We start from the raw sequence: 16,236 nt of genomic DNA, 5'->3' as shown, positions 1-16,236 counted from the left end.
TCAGTGCTCCGTGAGGTTGAGGGTGTGGAGGGCGAGGAAGTAGTTCTCGCGCCAGCGGGCGGCGATCTTCATCCGGTCGTCGTCCCACCAGGCCAGGTCCTCGAGGAGGACGGCGAAGTCGAAGCGGGCGGCGCCTCGGCTGTGCAGGTGGCCGGCCAGTGCCCACAGCTGCGGGTGCAGCAGTGACGTGTCGAGTCCGGTGAGGACCTTGACCCGGTTGGTCATGCTGGCTTCTTTGAAGCCGTACCGGGCCACGGCGATGGCGAGGTGGGTGCCGAGATCGGGGCGGCTGCGCCAGGGCTGCGCAGGCGTGGCCGGTTGTGCAAGGGGCTGGACGTGCTGCGGCGAGACGGCGCGGGTGGCGTCCGGTACGGCGGGGCTGTCCCGGTTCTTGCCGGGGTCCGGGATGAGCAGTTCGGGTTGGTAGGGGTCGTCTTCGTGGGGCAGGTCGCGGTGCAGGGCGATGAGGCCGGCCACGGTGTAGTGGGCGCGGCGCGCTCCGAAACCGGCGATGTGCCGGGTGAGGTGTTCGGGCATCCGCGGGCACTCCGCGACGGGGCGTCCGAAGCTCGAGGCGAGGTCGGCGCGGATGCTGTTGACCGCGCACAGGGTGATGACCTGGTGGACGAAGTCGTCGTAGTGGGCGCGGCGTTGCGCAGTGGTGACGGGCATGGTGCGGCAGCCTTCGGCAAGAGGACGGGAAGGTGGAGGGGAAAGGTCAGTGGCTGCGCAGGCGCAGCTGGGCTACGGCGACGGCGACGGCTTCGCCGGTGCGGAAGTGCTGGGCGATCGCCGGGCGGGTGGCGGTGCGCAGTGCGGCGATGGCGTCAGTGGCGAACGCGGCACGTGCACTGCGGGCGGGGTCGCCGTCCAGGAGGCTCCAGAAGGTGGCCTCGGCGCGGGGCCAGTACAGGGTGCGCGCGGTGCGGGTCCAGGGCGGCAGGTGACGGGGCGCGCCGGCGGTGACCTTGCCCCAGGCCTCCGAAGAGACGGCATCGAGGCACGCGCCGATCTCCTCGGCGGCCTTGCGGCATTCGGCGATGCGCTCGGCCGCGGCGGGGTCGTTCTCCTGGACCCAGGGCCAGATCGGCGGGGTCAGGGCCGTGTACCAGGTGCGGTTGGCGGTCTGGCCGTCCTGGTCGAATCCGTAGACCCGCACCCGCAGGGCGGCACGCAGGTCGGGGGGCAGGTCGTTGAGGGTCGTGAAGGCTTCGGGACGCTGGACGGTGTAGCGGCGTTTGCTGCCCTTGCCCAGTTTTCCCTTGCGATCGTCCTCGTCGCCCGCCAGCAGCAGGGCGTCCAGGTCGCGCCACAGGGCCCGGTCGGCGTCCGCCCGGCGTGCTGTGTGACGGCGGGTGGCGTGCTCGTCCGTGTGGATGTGATGGATGAGGTACGGGTCGAGGGCGGGGAGTTTCTTCTGGGTGGCCCAGGTCACATAGGCGTCGACCACATGGCGTCCGTCCAGTGAGGGCAGCAGGAGAACGGCGTGGCGGGAGCGGCCGGTGAGCAGGCGACCCGGTGAGGTCACCGGGGGTGGGGCGGCATCGGGGTCGGGGCCCTCGTCCAGATCGCCGTCGAGGTCGGGGGCGTGCAGGGGCTCCTCCCACGGGCAGCAGTCCGGGGTGCCGGGCCACTGCCGGGAGGGCTTGGGGATGCCCGCCAGGAGGGTTTCGTACAGGGTGCGGCCCAGGGGATGGAACGAGAGCGTCGTGCGCAGCGGCCCGGCTTTGGCTTTTCCGAGAGAGCGGCCGTCCACGGTGCGCACGGAGCACTGTCCGGCCGCGCCGTAGTAGTGGTGGATGAGCAGGTGCCACAGGGCCTCGGCGCTGGGGACAGGCTGAGGGTCGGTGTCGGTGTGCGGGCTGAACCAGGCAAGGTTGTGGCCCTCGGGGCGGCCGAAGACCAGTTTGTTGACGCCGGCCCGCTTGGTGCACTGGCTGGCCAGGCGGGGGTCACCGAGAAACGGCCGCACCGGGTGGAACAAATCCCAGATGTACTGGTCGAAGTAGGCGTGAACGGCGTCGGGGTCGAACCCGCCGGGGTTCTTCAACAGTTCCCGGCGGCGGGCTGCCCACTGCCGTGCGCTCATGCGGGGTTCTGCTCGTCCGTCCAGGCAGGTCACGCGTGCGGCCATCACGACGAGCAGCCGCAGGACGGCGGACGCCGCGGGCGGGAGCGGAAGCGCCAGGTCCTTGATGAGGTGGGCGCGCAGCAGCACGTCCCGCCACCCCAGGTCTTCCTGATGCCCGTCCAGGAACAGGACGGGGATGCACGGTTCTTTGTCGGTCTCGTATTGCGGGGGTTGCACACGGGCTCCGTTGCCGGGTGTGAAAACGATGAAAAAAAGAGAATGGGAAATACGGGAAGGTGATTTCGCCGGTACCGGCCGTGCGTTCGGCCGTAACGCCGCGGGATCCCGCGACGGACCGGGAGAATCGGGAGGGGCAGGCCACGATGGCGCGGGCCGGGTCAGGACACGCCGACGGGTAGGTCCTGCTACAAGGGGCACCAAGGGTGCGGTGCGCGCGGCGCAGCAGGCAGGCAGACGCGAGATACCGGACTCGAACGCCCGTCCGGCTCTTCATTTCCATATTAGCTATAGACAAGCAGCTTCCGAACCACATGGTTCAGCGGACAATTACCGGCCGCTTCCCCCTTTTTGAATCTAATTCATTTCCCGGCTCCTGGAGCCAATTCCCCCGTCTGCGGGCCGCCGGCATGCTTGGCGTTCTGCCCCGCCGCCCGGCAGCAGCCCTGCCGACCTTGAGGAAGGCACTCCCCCGGCCGGTTCCGTGCCGGCCTGGCCGCTTCTTACGGATCACCCCGCTGACCAGACGATGGCGGCGAGCTGGAGTCCGGCGAGGTAGACGGTCGCTGTCTTGTCGGGTGGCCAGGCCGCGCCTTCGTATGAGCTTGTTGATGTGGCTACGGCGAGCTGCGGGATCAGCAGCCGGGTCCCGCGCCAACGGAGATTGAGAACGGATCGCGCCGGGCGAATAGGCCTTGCCAGCAGGACGGGGTGGGCCGCCTCCTGCCTCCCTGCGTACGCGGCCGTGCCCTCCGGCTCAGTAGGCTCCCCGCCCGGACACCACCGCGCCCAGTGTGCGGCCGAGGATGACTAGGTCGAGCCGGGCGGAATGGTGGTCGACGTACTCCAGGTCCAGCCGCACGGCTTCTTCCCAGGGCAGGTCCGACCGACCGGAGACCTGCCAAAGACCCGTCACCCCGGGCTTTACCGCCAGCCTGCGAAGCAGGTCCGGGCCGTAGGCCGCGACCTCGTCGGGCAGTGCCGGCCGGGGGCCCACCACGGACATCTCCCCCCGGAACACGTTGAGCAGCGTCGGTATCTCGTCCATGCTGTAGCGTCGCAGGAATCCACCGACCCGGGTGATCCGCGGATCCCGCCGGATCTTGAAGAGCAGGCCGCCGTCATTACTGTTCGTGGCCAGGCGTTCGGCCAGCAGCCGGTCCGCATTGACGACCATGGTGCGGAACTTGAAAATCGCGAATGTGCGTCCGTTGAGGCCGACGCGTGTCTGCCGGTAGAAAACCGGTCCCGGGCTGTCGGCCTTCACCGCGCAGGCGATCACCAGCATCAGGGGTGCGAACAGGGCCAGCAGCAGACCGGCCACGAACCGGTCAGCCAAGGGCTTCAGCACCGGCCAGACCCGCCCGACGTCACCCGGCGCCGCCACCTGGGCGGAATCCCGATCCCGCCTGTCACTCCCCACGCCCCGACGGTAGACGAGGGCCTCGGTGGGCAATGCCTCGCCACGCAGCCGCACCTCGACGGCGAGCATCTCGTGGTGGATCTCCGCCAGGGCGTGCGCCAGCACACTCACGACTACGGCGGGCGATCTGCTCGGCAGCGGTTCCTTGCGGGTGGGGCGCGGCATCCGGTGCTTCGGCGGCAGCCGGTCCTTGCCCGTGACGGCGGTGTACAGCTCGGTGCACAGCTGTGCCGCCCGCAGCACGTCGATCCGGCACTTTTCGCGCCGGGCGACGGCCTGCGGTGTACGCCGATCCGCCCAGCCGCGACGGTCGAAACAGGTGTCGACTCGGTGCGCGACGTCGCCGAGCAGGTGCGGCAGCTCCCCGCGCAGCTGCCGAGCCGTCGTGTCGCGGGTGTTCACGTTCCAGCTCTCGCGCGCGAGTTCTGCCGCCAGAGCCACGTCCAGGACGAGCGCACCGATATCGCAGGTATCCGAGGCGCCGGTCCTCTGTGCCAGGTCGAGCAGAGCCGGACCGGCCCCGGCCGAGGCGAGCTCGCGCGCCGACACGGCCTGGACAGCCGCCAGCTGGTCGGCCGGCAGGGCGACTGGCGGGTAGGCGGCCCGGGGAGCCCGGGCTGACGACGGCCGGTGCAGCGGCCAGAAGCGACCGTCCTCCTGCCGGAGCGAGCGGGTGCCGGTCCAGAAGGCGTGCCGGGAGAATCCAGGCACGTTGCGCTCCAGCACCGCGTCGATCTCGCTGCTGCGTGGCGGCCGGTACCACGAGCCCGAGCCCGCCTGTACCGTCAACCACTCGCAGAACCGCGCCACGTCCTCGAATCGCAAGCCGACGGCCGGCTCGTTGTCCTGGCCAGGCGGGTAGACCCGGTCGTCCCAGTGGTCGGGAACCAGGCACTCGCCGTCCTCGGGCCGGGTGTCCAGGAAGTACTGGTACTCAAGCCAGGTGACGGGCAGGCCGACGAAGCTGTTCCGGCCGATCGCGATGTCCTGGGCGGCCCGCAGCCGCAGCCGCGCCTGCGCGGCGACGCGCCGGCTGGCCGGGTTCCCCCGCGCGTCGGCAGGGCTGATCAGCTGTGCCACCGCATCCCTGCTCGCCTCGGCGACCTGCTGGGATTCCGCGATGCACTGCGCGGCCAGCGCGAGCATGGCCGGGTCGTCCGCCCGGTCCAGACAGGCGTCGACGATCGCGGTGGCGTCCGACATGGCGCAGTACAGGTGGACCGTCTCGCGCCACCAGGGCTGGTCGAGCCATGCGAGCAGTTGTTCCTGGAGCTGCTCCTCGCGGATGTGCTCGGCCGCCAGGTACTCCTGCAGTGTCAGGTGGGCGAAGGCGTAGACGCCGTGCTCTTTCTCCACCAGAAGGCCCGATGAGCCTTCGACGCTCCGCAGGAAGTCGGCGGGCTCTACCGCGTCCGCCACCCGCGAGAGGCCGGGCCCGATCACCTGGACCGCGTCCGCCGCGGGCAGCTCGGCCAACCCGCGGCACATCATCGTGTGGGCGAGGGCGCGCAGCACCGCCCGCTTGCGCCGGCCCGGCATGTCGACGCTCACGCCCCGCGCTTCGTGGCGCTTGCCGAGGAAGACCTCGCAGATCTCCGCGTAGAGTTCGGTGCGGCTGCCCGGCAGCGCGCCCCGGTAATGGTGGACGTTGGCCACCATGGTCAGCAGCAGTGGGTTTGCGGTCAGTTCGTACAGGCCCGGGTTCTCGTCCAACCGCGACAGCAGCTCCGCGGCGCCGACCCGGGCGGCCAGCCGGGAGGAGTCGTTGTCGGCCCCGTAGGAGCGGATCGCTATGGCCCGGTACCACTGCTCGGCGAACAGCGTGATCTGACGGGTCGACAGAGGCTGGACCTCCACCACGGTCGCTCCTGCGAGCGGTCGGCTGCGGTAGCCGAACGGGCGGCTGGTGAGCACAAACTGGTTCCCCGACCAGGCCGCGGACTGTTCCTCGATCCAGCCTGCGACGGAGATACGCACGGCGTCGTTGGGCAGCTCGTCCAGTCCGTCCAGCAGGAGCAGCACGTTCCCGGCGCGCAGGTTGGCCTCCACCCATGACGGCGGCTCCCGCTGTTCGAGTTGGGCGAGGCAGCGCCGCAACAGGTCGGGCAGCGTCCCCGCCTCCTCCGCGAACCACCGTTGATGCTCGCGGAGGTTCACCAGCAGCGGGATCATGCCCGGCAGGCCCGTTGACCGCGCCACCCGGCCGCCCGTGGCGAGACGGAACGCCACGTGCCGCAGCAGAGTGGTCTTGCCCGAACCCGGCGGCCCGATGACGGACAGCACCGTCCCCTCCCGCCGGGCCCGCCGCAGCCAGTACCACACCGACTGCTCACCCCCGGCTGCGTCCGCCGCGTGCTGACGCACCGGGTCAGGCGTCAGCACGTGCACCGGGGTCGGCACCAGCGAGAGCGAGACCAGGACGTCCTGCATCTCAAGCGTGTACTCCCCCGCGGTCGACAGGCCCTTCACGTCCATGTAGCGGGTGCTGGCCCGAACGTACTTGAGCAGTTGCCGGGTGTACGGGGACAGCCTGCGGCTGGTCCACAGGTCGAGGGAGTCGGCGGCACGCTTGACCCACCGCTCCCGCAGGTCGCGCACCACGGCACCGACGAAGGCGGCACCGGCAACGACCGCCTCGTAGAGCAGCAGCAGACAGAAGGCGAGCAGGGGATGCTCCCGCAACTGCGCGGACCGGCCGACGGCGGCGGCGGGAATCCCGACCGATACCAGGACCAGCAGACCCCCCTGCCACAACTTGCGCAGCCATGCCGAATCGCCGCCCATGCGTCCCCCACCCCCGCGCCACCTGAATGGCGCCCATGGTCCCGCCGAGACCACCCCGGCGCAGCCATTCGCAGAAATCAGCGGCCCGCTTCGAATCGGCGGTGTCAGTCCGGCACGGCGGACGGCTCGCCCGGCCTGCTGAACGACAGCGGCACATGCGGAGCACGTCCGGGCGGCGGCGCGGGGACGGCCGGAAAGGGGGGTTGCTCAGTCCGCGCTGTGGACGAGCCCCAAGTCGTCGTCGAGGTAGAGGCGGTGGCGGCCGAAGCGCACCGGCCGAGTGGGGTCGTCGGCTGACCGCGGGAGCAGAACGAGGTCGGCGAGGAGGGCGTGGGTGCGCCAGGCAGCAGGGGTGGGGAGGTGTCCACGGCGGTCGGCGACCCAGGCGGCGGGAACGGGCAGCGTGTGCTGGAGGATCGTGCGGATCTGTGCGGTGGTCGGCTTGTGCTGCTCGGGCAGCGGCTGGGTGCCGGCCGCGTCCAGGGCGAGGCGGCCGCCTGGCGTGCGGTGGACGGGCAGGAGGCGGCGGGGCATGGTGCCCAGGCGGGTGGCGGCCTCGCGGGGATGGAGGTTTTGGCGGTGCAGGTCGGACAGCGAGAGCGTGTCGTGCCAGACGGGGACGAGGTGCAGTGTGCTGTGGTGTTCCTCGGTGCGGGTCCGGGCCTGGTGGAGGGTGTGGCTGCGGCGCAGGGCGGCGTCGGCGCGGGCGAGTTCGCCAGCGTCGCCGTGCACGCTCTCCACCAGGTCCTGCACGTCGTCGGGCAGGGTGAGCAACTGTTCGGGCCTGCGGGTGAGGCAGGTGGCGGTGGCGAGCGGCAGGAACGGGGAGTCCAGGGGGCGCCAGGCGGGCGGCAGGAGGGTGCGGCCGCTGTGGTCGGTGGGTTCGAGGACGATCAGGCGGGGGTGTTCGGGCAGCCAGGCGGGCCTGGGCATGTGGCCGAAGCGCCACAGGCGGCCCAGGCGCTGCAGGAGGGTGTGCATCGGGGCCAGGTCACTGACCATGACGTCGACGTCGATATCTAAGCTCATGTCCAGAAGGCTGGTGGTGACGATCACCAGGCGCTCGGGGCGCTCACCATGCGCGGACAGGGCGGTGCGGATGCGGCGGGTGCGGGCTTCGCGCCGGTGGCCGGGCAGGCGGGCGTGCAGCAGGAGCAGTTGCCCGTCGGGGCCGCCGTCCGGCCACGTGAGGGCAGCGCGCAGGTGCTCGTAGGTGGCCTGCGCATCGGCCATGGTGGCGCAGTAAACGGCCGCGCAGCCCCCGGAGTGGGCGACGGGGGCGATCTCCCGGGTGATGCGGTCCAGGCGTTCTTCCCTGGCGGGGGTGTTCTCGGGGTCGGTACAGGAGGGGTGGCGCACCGGGTGGAGGCGGATGCCGGCGCGGCGCCGGTGCCGGTCGGCGTGGGCGGCGGCCGCGGCAGGGTCGATGCAGGTGAGCGAGGCGTCGCGGGCCGCGGCGTAGAGCCAGCCGGGGTAGGAGGGCCGGCAGTCCAGGTGTGCTGTTGCGGCATGGGGGTGGCCGGCACCGTCGAGGTAGCTGCGCACGAGTTCGTCGGCGGTGCCGGCGGGCAGCGTCGCGGACAGCAGCACCACCGGGCAGCTGAGCGCGCCCAGCCAGTTGAGCAGCCGGGACAGCATCCGCCGCATGAACGGGGGCAGGGCGTGGACCTCGTCGACGATGACGGTCCGCCCGGAGAGGGCCAGCATGCGCAGGGCACTGAAGCGGACCGGCAGAGCGGCCATGAGGGCCTGGTCGTGGGTGGCGACGGTGAACTGCGCCAGCAGTGCCCTGTCCCAGCCGCGCAGCCAGCCGTCCGGGACCGTCACCCGTTCCTCGGGCCGCTCCCCCGCCACCGGCTCGTCGCCGTCGTCACCGCCGGGCCAGTAGGCATCACTCGTCGAGGGTTCATGAGCGGCGAGACGGTGATCGTTGTAGGCGGTGTTGAGGTAGGAGTGGCTGTGGACCAGGGAGACAGGGGCGTGCTCGGGCCGGTGGGCCGCTACGTAGGCCTCGAGGACGTCGTAGGCGGCGTCCGTGGTGGCCGTGGTCGGCAGCAGCCACAGGATGCCGGCCGTGTCGCCGGTGGCATTGAAGATCCGCGCGGCTTCCAGCGCGGCGACGGTCTTCCCGCCGCCGGTGGCGTCGGTGACCACAAGGATGCCGGGCCCCCTCTCCCCCACCGCAGTCTCGAGTTGCCCCATCACCGAGGCCTGCAGGTCGTTGGGTTTGTCCAGGCCGCCGTGGGCCTGTGTGAAGGGTGTTGCCGGCAGGACGACGCGGTCCAGCCCGGACTCCTCGAACAGAGCGGGGGCGTCCCGGAGGGCCTGCGCGTAGTGTTCGCCGGCGCCGAAGGCGGGCGCCTGGGCCTTGGGCAGCCAGTAATGCCCCTGGCTGGCCAGCCGGTCCGCGATGATGCCGACTCCGGTGATCAGCACAGCCGCCTGCACCGTCACGTCCGTGGGCACTGCGGTGGCGCCGGTCAGCTGGCGCACCAGAGCGAAATAGCGGCGGCGCAGGTCCTGCCAGGCCGGTCCGCCCAGTGTGAGGTTGACGCGGGCGGTCTTGGCCGCGCCGTCGATGTCGACCTGCAGGAACCGGCCGTGGTGCCCGCCCAGGATCTGTGCCACCAGCACACCAGGGCTGTCGGACGTGTCCACCGGGTAGCCTGCCTCTGCCAGCAGGTGCAGCACGCTGTGCATGGACGCCCGTTCGTGCGGCATGCTCCGCCAGTTCCGGGTGTCCGACCGCAGGGCGTCGCTGATTCGGGCCCAGGCATGCGCCTCCTGCTCCTGGAAAGCGGACAGCTTGCCCAGATCGTGCAGACCGGCGAAGAACATCACCAGGCAGCGCGCCTCGGCCAGGGTCACTCCCAGTCCGGAAGCGATCAGCCGGCGCTGGCCGCGGGTCAGGTACCGGTCCCAGACCACCCCGGCGACCGCCGCAACATCCAGCAGATGGAACAGCAGCGAATACACCACCCGCTGCCCGCGGTCGAACTTGCCCCACGGCGTCAGATCGATCCCACCGCGCCGGGCGTCCTCCCGCACTCCCACCAACCGCTCCCGCCCTACGTCAACTCACCTCGCAATCACGGGTGTTGCCGCCCAGCATGCCGCATGCGGATCATCTTGCGCAGCGGAGGTGCCCGGCGTCGGCTGCTGTAGCCTGTGCTCGGGTCCGCTGGTTTCCTCGCCTTGCGAGGGTCCGTCTCTGCTGGTCATCACGGGCCGCTCCGGGACTTTACTTCCCCACGCACGTGGGGGGCTGTCGCGCGAGCTCTACAGCACCGACCGGATGCACCTGTTTTCCCTATGCACGTGGGGGTCTGTCCGGGGAGGCCTTCGGATATTTCCGCTACCTCTGGTCTTCACCGCGTCATCGACTCTGTCAGCCCCTTGGCCTTCGCCTTCCCCATGCGCGCGGGGGTCTGTCAGGCTGGTGGACATGGTCGCAGTGAATCCACGGGATTCCCCACACGCGTGGGGTCTATCCGGCACGACGCCGGCCGCGGCGAGCCGTAGACCGTCTTCCCCACACGCGTGGGGTCTGTCCGCGGCGCCTCCGACCCGGTCCTCGCCGTCCTCGTCTCTCCTGCAAGCATTGGAGTGATCCGCCCGACGGCAGCGCAACCACCTCGTGGACGTGGGACGACCTGGCCAGACTGGCCGATCACGACGCTCCGCTGGCCGCGATCGCCTACGGCTTCCGTGACGATACCGCCGTCCGCACGGCCCTCGCCAAGCGTGGAAGCGCGCCGGAAACGCCAGGAGGAGGCCGAGCACGCCGCCGGTGAGGCCAACCTCGCCAAGCAGCAGGGTTTCTATGTGGATTACGGCACGGATGGCACCGTCCTGTCCCCCACGGCCATTGAGACCGGCACTACAGCGGACGACCTGCAAACGGCCGCTCGCGTGATCGAGATGCTGCTCATCAGCGACCACACCCGCATGAAAACGGCTGCTACGCCGTATGACAGTACGCACGCCCAGCAGTTTCGGCTATTGCCCATCTCCCACCCTGAAGACTGGGCAGCAGCCTCTGACGGGCCCGACCGGTCAGTCGAAGACAGCGGCGAGTAGCTCCCCAACACGCGCAAGGTCCACTCCGTCCGGCAGCGGAGCAATAGTCAAGAGTTGTGGATGGGGCCTTCGGCGCGGTGATCTCGGCGGCCGCGAGCCGGGCGTTTTCGCGCACCTTCGAGGCGGTACTGGCGGACAACGGCGCAGCGGTAGCCCCCAGTGTGACAACGTCAACGCATGGGCATCTTCGACTCCATCGCGCGTGGCCTCGGTAGCCTCCGCCCGCTATCCGACGCGGAACTCGAAGACGAGCGCGAGGCGCTGCGACAGCGTTACGTATCCAGCGGGGATGTCATCGAGGCGGACAAGCTCTACGCCGAACTGCACCGCTACGACGAAGAGATGACTCGCCGTGCAAACGAGGCCTATGCCCGCGAGAACCCGAACCCACCACAACCCAGGCATCGCGAGCACGGGTGGTACTTGCCGAACGACGACTAGGCGGGCGTCTTCAGGCGGCGAGTAGGCGCTCCTGCACCTTCGAGACTGTGTTCTCCGACCAGCGTGCGCCGAGCGGAACGGGGAGCAGATTCTTGTTTGCCGCGTCGCCAGGCGGCGAGACGGCGGTACCTGGGGCGGGGCTCAGGAAAGAGGGGTGCCGGCTGTGAGGAGGCGCCGTATCCTGCCCTGTTCGTCTACAGAGGGGGCAGTACGTCGTGAGCAGCTTGACCGATCCGCTGGACGAGGCTCAGCAATTCCTGATCGACACCGTGTGGTCGATCTTTTCCGAACACGCGCGTTTCCCCTCGTTCTTCTACGTGGACTACGTGATGGGGCGCGAGGGGTACGACGCCACGGCGACCCTCAACAGCTTTCCCGCTGTTGGCACCGTTCTCACTCATCGCTATCGAGCGGTCGGCTGGTGGGGTACTGACATCCGCCCGGACCGAGAGGGTCCGGTCTTCCTGACGATGGCGGGGCTCTATCACGTTGACGACGAGTCGATGGCGGACAAGCTCGGTCGCTACCTTCTGGCGTTCATGGCGAAATGCAGCGGTGCTCAGCGGGCGATCCTGCAGTCTCCGTTCACCATGCCGCCTGTCGATCTCCATCTGCCTGATTATGCGAAGGAGATCGGGGCGGAGCCCTACCTGAAGCACCTTGAGGAAGTGGCCAGGCGCGAGTGGCCCGGCGTCCACTACAACGAGGGCAGCAAGAAGGGCGAGCGGGGCTTGCTCAACAAGGCCTCGTTCTCCACGGTCGAGGACTACTTGGTCGCGGTCGGCGCCGAGCTGGCGCCGCCTGGGCCATCAGCGACGCTCCCGTACAGCGAGAGGCGCGCGCTCCTGCGAGCGATCAACTTCCTCGACGTGACCTTCGAACTCGTCCTGGGCCGCCGGCTTGTGGTCCGCCCGCCCATGGACCGGTCCAGTTTGCTCGCCCTGGACGTGGAGGATGAGGCCGGGTTCCAAGCCGGCCTGGTGGTGCTCACGGACATCCTTCGGGACTTTGATGTGCCGGGCGGGAAGCCTCCTTCGGGCCTTGGCCGCCTCGAAAGACATCTCGTCGAGCAGTTGCCGTCGATCGACCAGATCGCGGTTCGGGAAGCTGTCGAGCGACTCGATCAGATTCGGGTCATTCGGAACTCGGCGGTACATCCGAAGCCGTCACCCGGACTGCTCACGGCACACCAGGTACTCGGTCTGCCCTTCCCCGTGCGCGACTTCCCGGTCGCCTGGAACAGTGTTCGGGCCCACGCGGAGAAGGAGTTGAGCCGCATCCAGGAGGCGATCCAGGCGATGCGCCCGTGACGTGAGCGTGCAGCTGGGGACGCATGGTCAGCCGGGCCTGGCAATCGCCGTTCCGGATCACGAGGCCGGTCGGTATGTGGCGGCCGGACCGATCACGCCGGTCCCGAACCGATCTCGAATCCGGTCGGTCGTCTCTTCGGCGGCGAGCCGTGCACGCCGGGCGGCGTCGAGGCTGAGCTGTTCGGCGACCTGGTCGCCGTCGACGAGGTCCTCTCACCGCGTAGCGCGAGACTGGTCAGTCGCCCTCGTTGGAGGCCTGCGGCGTCCATGAGCCGGTAGGTGAGCTGGCGCAGGTCGTCCTCGTGGGCGGACGGTTCGGGCATGCGGCGGCTCTTCTCCCACGAGGTTCCGCCGGCGAACGTCAGCGTGAGGGGGCGGGCGGCCTGCTTCGGGTGGCGTAGTTCGGTACCGAGCTGGACGACCAGCCCGAGGAGGGCGGCGCGTGCGGCGGCGCCGTCGAGGACGCCGCGGGGGAACCGGTGGCGGATGCTGACGGAGCGCGGCATGCTGCGTGGGGTGACGGTGCGGGGGTCGATGCCGCGGGCGCGGTCGGTGGCTGTGCGGCCGGCAGCGCCGGCACCAGACTGCCCCTTGTCCTCGGGGATGCCTCGGAGCAAGTCAGAAGCTGTCCGATCGCACGCGGTCGGTTCCGGTGCGAACGCGCTGTGCCGCAAGGCCAGGGCGCCTCGCGGCACTTGTCCCGGCGCCATCGTGTCGTGGAAAGGAGGGTTGGCGGCCCACCAGTCCGGGGCCGGCCGCTCCGGACTGCCGCAGCAGTTTCCGCGCGGCCCGCTCAATCATCTGTACCGGGTCCGCGACGTCCCGAAAATCGAACCACTCGCCGCCCAGGGCTCGTGCGGCAAAGCGTTCGTGCAGGCGTTCCTCCAACCAGCCACCACCGGAGGATGTCCACCGCACGACCAACAGTGAACCGGAGCCGGACTGCAGTGTCTTACGCCGTGCAAGAACGTCCTTGGACACGCCGATCTTGACTGCCTTGGGATCCGCCTGCGAGGACACGGCATAGACCAAGCGGTCGTCGCAGTGCTCCTGGCCGGCGGTGGCATCACGCTGCCGGAGTCCGCCCGTGTCCTGGTCGGAGAGTTCCTCCCCACGCTCGAACTCCTCCCTCAGCTCCCCTACGGCCTCCTCCAGTACGCCGCGCACCTCGGCAGCACTCACCGCTCCCCGGTCAATCAGATCCAGCATGTCCATGACCGCCAGCACGTCTATCTCCGTGTGGGGTTCAGGCTCGGCTTGCGTGGCGCGGCCGCGCCTGTGTGCCACGGTCACGGTCAGCGAGACCTCGCGCAGCCAGTGATCATTGAAGCTGAAGTCGACGCTGAAACGTGCACCGCGCATGACACGAGTCCTTCCAGACCAGCCACTGCCTCCGAAGGTGGCCCGGCAGACCCTTCCTTTGAAGGCACCGCACGTCCAGCGTGCGGACCGCGAGTATGGCAGCGAGGTCTGACAAACGACCTGCAGGCCGCGACCCTGGACGCACCCCTGTGGTAGGTCGTTGCCACAGGCCCGGCAGCTGCGGGTGCACAAGGAGGAGCTCGGGCTCTGCTTCATGGCCGCCAGAGGTCTGGGCGTCCCGCCATCCTGAGTTCAGGCTCCGCCAGGCCCCTCCTTGCTGGGATCCCCTTCGCTACCGCTGCCGTCCCCGCAGCACACCCCTTGACCGTGGCCGCACGACTCGTATCCGCCCGCCTCCAGCCGGCACCTTCCGTTCAGCCTCTGCAGTCGACTGCAGTCCCCACAGACCCCGCGCCCAACGGATGAAACCCCACAGGCATATCCAGCTGGCGCGCTACCGACGATCCCAACTCGCCCTATCAATCGGGAGGTGCAGGTCGAACGGCGACGGCAGCGCTCGCCGACAGCGGCTCTGATCAGCACGGCCAGCTCATGTAAAGTAAGTAAAAGACGGCCGACTTGTCTCCGAAACCGCAGGTGGACAAGAGTCTTCCCTACGCGTGTAGGGGTCTCTCGGCCGACGCTTCCGGGATTCCGCGCGGTGGACGCGTCTTCCTTACGCACGTGGGGGTCTGTCCCCGATGGTGACGACTTCGACGTCGCCAGCCCAGTCTTCCCCACGTACGTGGGGGTCCGTCGCGGATCGCTTTGGACGAGAGCCGGCCCATGCTGTTTTCCCCACACGCGTGGGGGTCTGCCTCACTTCATCGCCGCTGCCGAGCATCCCCACACTCGTGGGAGTTCATCGTTCCGGGGCTGGGCGCGCCTGACCGCCCAAGGGAATCCTCCCCACTCACATGGGGGTCTGTCCGGCCCAGACGACACCGCACCGACACTCTTCCCCACGTGCATGGGGGTCTGTCCAGGGTGTTGATACTGCCGAAGGTCCGCTCCAGGTCGGCGATGACCGGCAGAGTTGAGGTTGGCGGATGGTGACGAATTGCCGGTCGGGCAGGTCGGTAATGGGTGACGCAGGCCGGAGCGAACCCCGACGGCGGATCACGTGGGAGGCAGGGCACGGGCCGGGGCGACCTGGGACGACGCCACCCACACGAGGACGCCAGGGCTTCCAGGGCCCCGACGGCTACGTTGCTGAGCTGAACGCCAATGACCTGCCTGGCAGCCACGGCGTCTGATCGGTCTCCGCGTGGCTCGTCTACCGGCTCGACTGGGCGCGGCATCACGACGGCCCGCACGGCTGACCGCGTCAGGGCGCTCCCACGATGACGACCGCCGTAGTGAGCCGGCCGCTGCGGTGGCCGCCTTGGCCATCGGGCAGCGCAACGGCCCGCCGACGGCGGGCAGGTTTCACCACCCCTGAGGGTAGTTCTCGCCCGTCTCGGTGCTCCAATCATCTTGGTCTAGTGCTTGCTGCCACTTGCTCGTGACGACAGTTCCGTCCGTGAACTGGTGGGCGGGCCTGGCGGCGGCCAGGTGCGTGCCGAGGAGCTCTACGACGTCTTGGTAGAGATGCTCGATGCGGCCTCGCTGTGCCCGTCTGACGCGCTGGGCAACGGGGGCCAGGACCCCGACGCTGATCCGGAACGGGCCGAAAGAGGCAAGCTCGTATCCGTCGCGGGCCGGTTCCTCCTGCCCCGCCTCGAGCGCTGCCAGGAAGGGCTCGTAGTAGGCCAGGATGAAACGGTCGCGGTCCGCTGGGAGGTCGATGGCTTCAAGCTCTGCCTCCTCCGGATCCACAGCGTGCAGTTTGAGATGATCCGGCACTCCCTTGTACTGGGGAAAATGGGCAGCGCACGCGTACACCAGGGCCGGGGGCATTCCTCCGATCGATCGAATCGTCCGCTTCTGGGCCCGCATCGTCTCCTTCAGTTCGTCATCAACGTTCGCGTGCGAGGTCGGACCGGGTGAGGCGGCCTGTGGGTGCCCGACGGATGTATGCCGGGATGAGCGCAACGCGGTGAAGCCACTCGTAGACGGATGTCCAGCCGTAAACGGCCTGGTCCTGCGGTGCTCTGCCCGTGACGAACAGGGCATGCGCGAGGGCGTCGGCAGTGAAGACCATTCGGCCGGTCCGGTTGAAGGTGTCGGGGAAGTCCTCCGTCGTGTACCAGACTTCAAATTCGTCAGGCTGCACCACTCGCTGCACTCCCCCGGGTCTGCTCCAGCCAGCAGGTTAACGGCGGCATCAGGGCGCGCGCTGCATCGGGGTGGGGGCATGGACGCATACACGGACAGCGTCCAGCAAGGGTTGCAGGCGTGCATAGTGGCCCGTGGGCCATACCGGCAGGCTCCAGGCAGGTTACGGACGCGCGGCAGCTGATGGCCGCTACGGCGTTAGCGGCCCTCATTAACACACCCCTGCCGATCAGCACCAACAGCGCTGCGCGCCGTGGTCCTTTCAGGCATCAACTGGTGGGACGGTTCGTAGACTTCCGTACGTGCGATCG

The 16,236-nt window shown here is 69.3% G+C and carries 10 protein-coding genes and 2 pseudogenes; 3 read left to right on the top strand and 9 right to left on the bottom strand.

The window, feature by feature from the left end:
- From OIE49_RS36680 to cas3, 5 genes and pseudogenes are all read right to left on the bottom strand, one after another.
- Entirely contained in the window at nucleotides 1-672 is a 672-nt protein-coding gene (locus tag OIE49_RS36680) for a type I-E CRISPR-associated protein Cse2/CasB (RefSeq protein WP_326806077.1), read from the bottom strand.
- A 46-nt stretch (nucleotides 673-718) separates the two neighbouring features.
- A complete protein-coding gene (casA, locus tag OIE49_RS36675; protein ID WP_326806076.1) occupies nucleotides 719-2,308 on the bottom strand; it encodes a type I-E CRISPR-associated protein Cse1/CasA in 1,590 nt (529 codons plus the stop codon).
- A gap of 757 nt (nucleotides 2,309-3,065) precedes the next feature.
- Nucleotides 3,066-3,656 (bottom strand): annotated as a pseudogene (locus OIE49_RS36670) (sugar transferase); the annotation flags it as partial.
- A gap of 1,884 nt (nucleotides 3,657-5,540) precedes the next feature.
- Nucleotides 5,541-6,161, bottom strand: a pseudogene (locus OIE49_RS36665) (NACHT domain-containing protein); the annotation flags it as partial.
- A 561-nt stretch (nucleotides 6,162-6,722) separates the two neighbouring features.
- Nucleotides 6,723-9,569, bottom strand: a complete 2,847-nt coding sequence (gene cas3 / locus OIE49_RS36660) for a CRISPR-associated helicase Cas3' (protein WP_326806075.1) — start codon at nucleotides 9,567-9,569, stop codon at nucleotides 6,723-6,725.
- 690 nt (nucleotides 9,570-10,259) lie between these two features.
- Between cas3 and OIE49_RS36655 the strand changes: the two genes are divergently transcribed.
- The 3 genes from OIE49_RS36655 to OIE49_RS36645 all read left to right on the top strand — a co-directional run bounded on the left by OIE49_RS36655 (nucleotide 10,260) and on the right by OIE49_RS36645 (nucleotide 12,346).
- A complete protein-coding gene (locus OIE49_RS36655) occupies nucleotides 10,260-10,595 on the top strand; it encodes an AbiV family abortive infection protein (RefSeq protein ID WP_326806074.1) in 336 nt (111 codons plus the stop codon).
- 177 nt (nucleotides 10,596-10,772) lie between these two features.
- Nucleotides 10,773-11,036 (top strand): hypothetical protein, encoded by a 264-nt coding sequence (locus OIE49_RS36650; RefSeq protein WP_326806073.1) that lies wholly within the window; start codon nucleotides 10,773-10,775, stop codon nucleotides 11,034-11,036.
- A gap of 215 nt (nucleotides 11,037-11,251) precedes the next feature.
- The gene (locus OIE49_RS36645; protein WP_326806072.1) at nucleotides 11,252-12,346 is read left to right on the top strand and encodes a hypothetical protein; all 1,095 of its coding nucleotides are present in this window, start codon (nucleotides 11,252-11,254) and stop codon (nucleotides 12,344-12,346) included.
- A 92-nt stretch (nucleotides 12,347-12,438) separates the two neighbouring features.
- Here OIE49_RS36645 and OIE49_RS36640 read toward each other — a convergent pair whose 3' ends face one another.
- The 4 genes from OIE49_RS36640 to OIE49_RS36625 all read right to left on the bottom strand — a co-directional run bounded on the left by OIE49_RS36640 (nucleotide 12,439) and on the right by OIE49_RS36625 (nucleotide 15,926).
- Nucleotides 12,439-12,963: a DinB/UmuC family translesion DNA polymerase gene (locus OIE49_RS36640; protein ID WP_326806071.1), complete on the bottom strand. Its 525-nt coding sequence runs from the start codon at nucleotides 12,961-12,963 to the stop codon at nucleotides 12,439-12,441.
- Between the two features lies 1 nt (nucleotide 12,964).
- Nucleotides 12,965-13,708: a GIY-YIG nuclease family protein gene (locus OIE49_RS36635; protein ID WP_326806070.1), complete on the bottom strand. Its 744-nt coding sequence runs from the start codon at nucleotides 13,706-13,708 to the stop codon at nucleotides 12,965-12,967.
- Between the two features lie 1,428 nt (nucleotides 13,709-15,136).
- Nucleotides 15,137-15,646 carry a hypothetical protein gene (locus tag OIE49_RS36630; RefSeq protein WP_326806069.1) on the bottom strand — a complete coding sequence of 170 codons (510 nt, stop codon included), beginning with the start codon at nucleotides 15,644-15,646 and terminating at the stop codon, nucleotides 15,137-15,139.
- A gap of 19 nt (nucleotides 15,647-15,665) precedes the next feature.
- Nucleotides 15,666-15,926 (bottom strand): hypothetical protein, encoded by a 261-nt coding sequence (locus tag OIE49_RS36625; protein WP_326806068.1) that lies wholly within the window; start codon nucleotides 15,924-15,926, stop codon nucleotides 15,666-15,668.
- Between the last annotated feature and the right edge of the window lie 310 nt (nucleotides 15,927-16,236).

Origin of the sequence: Streptomyces sp. NBC_01788 (assembly GCF_035917575.1) — a bacterium.
GTDB lineage: Bacteria > Actinomycetota > Actinomycetes > Streptomycetales > Streptomycetaceae > Streptomyces.
Note: the sequence above shows the minus strand (reverse complement) of the source record. Positions and strands in the feature narration are given on the sequence as shown.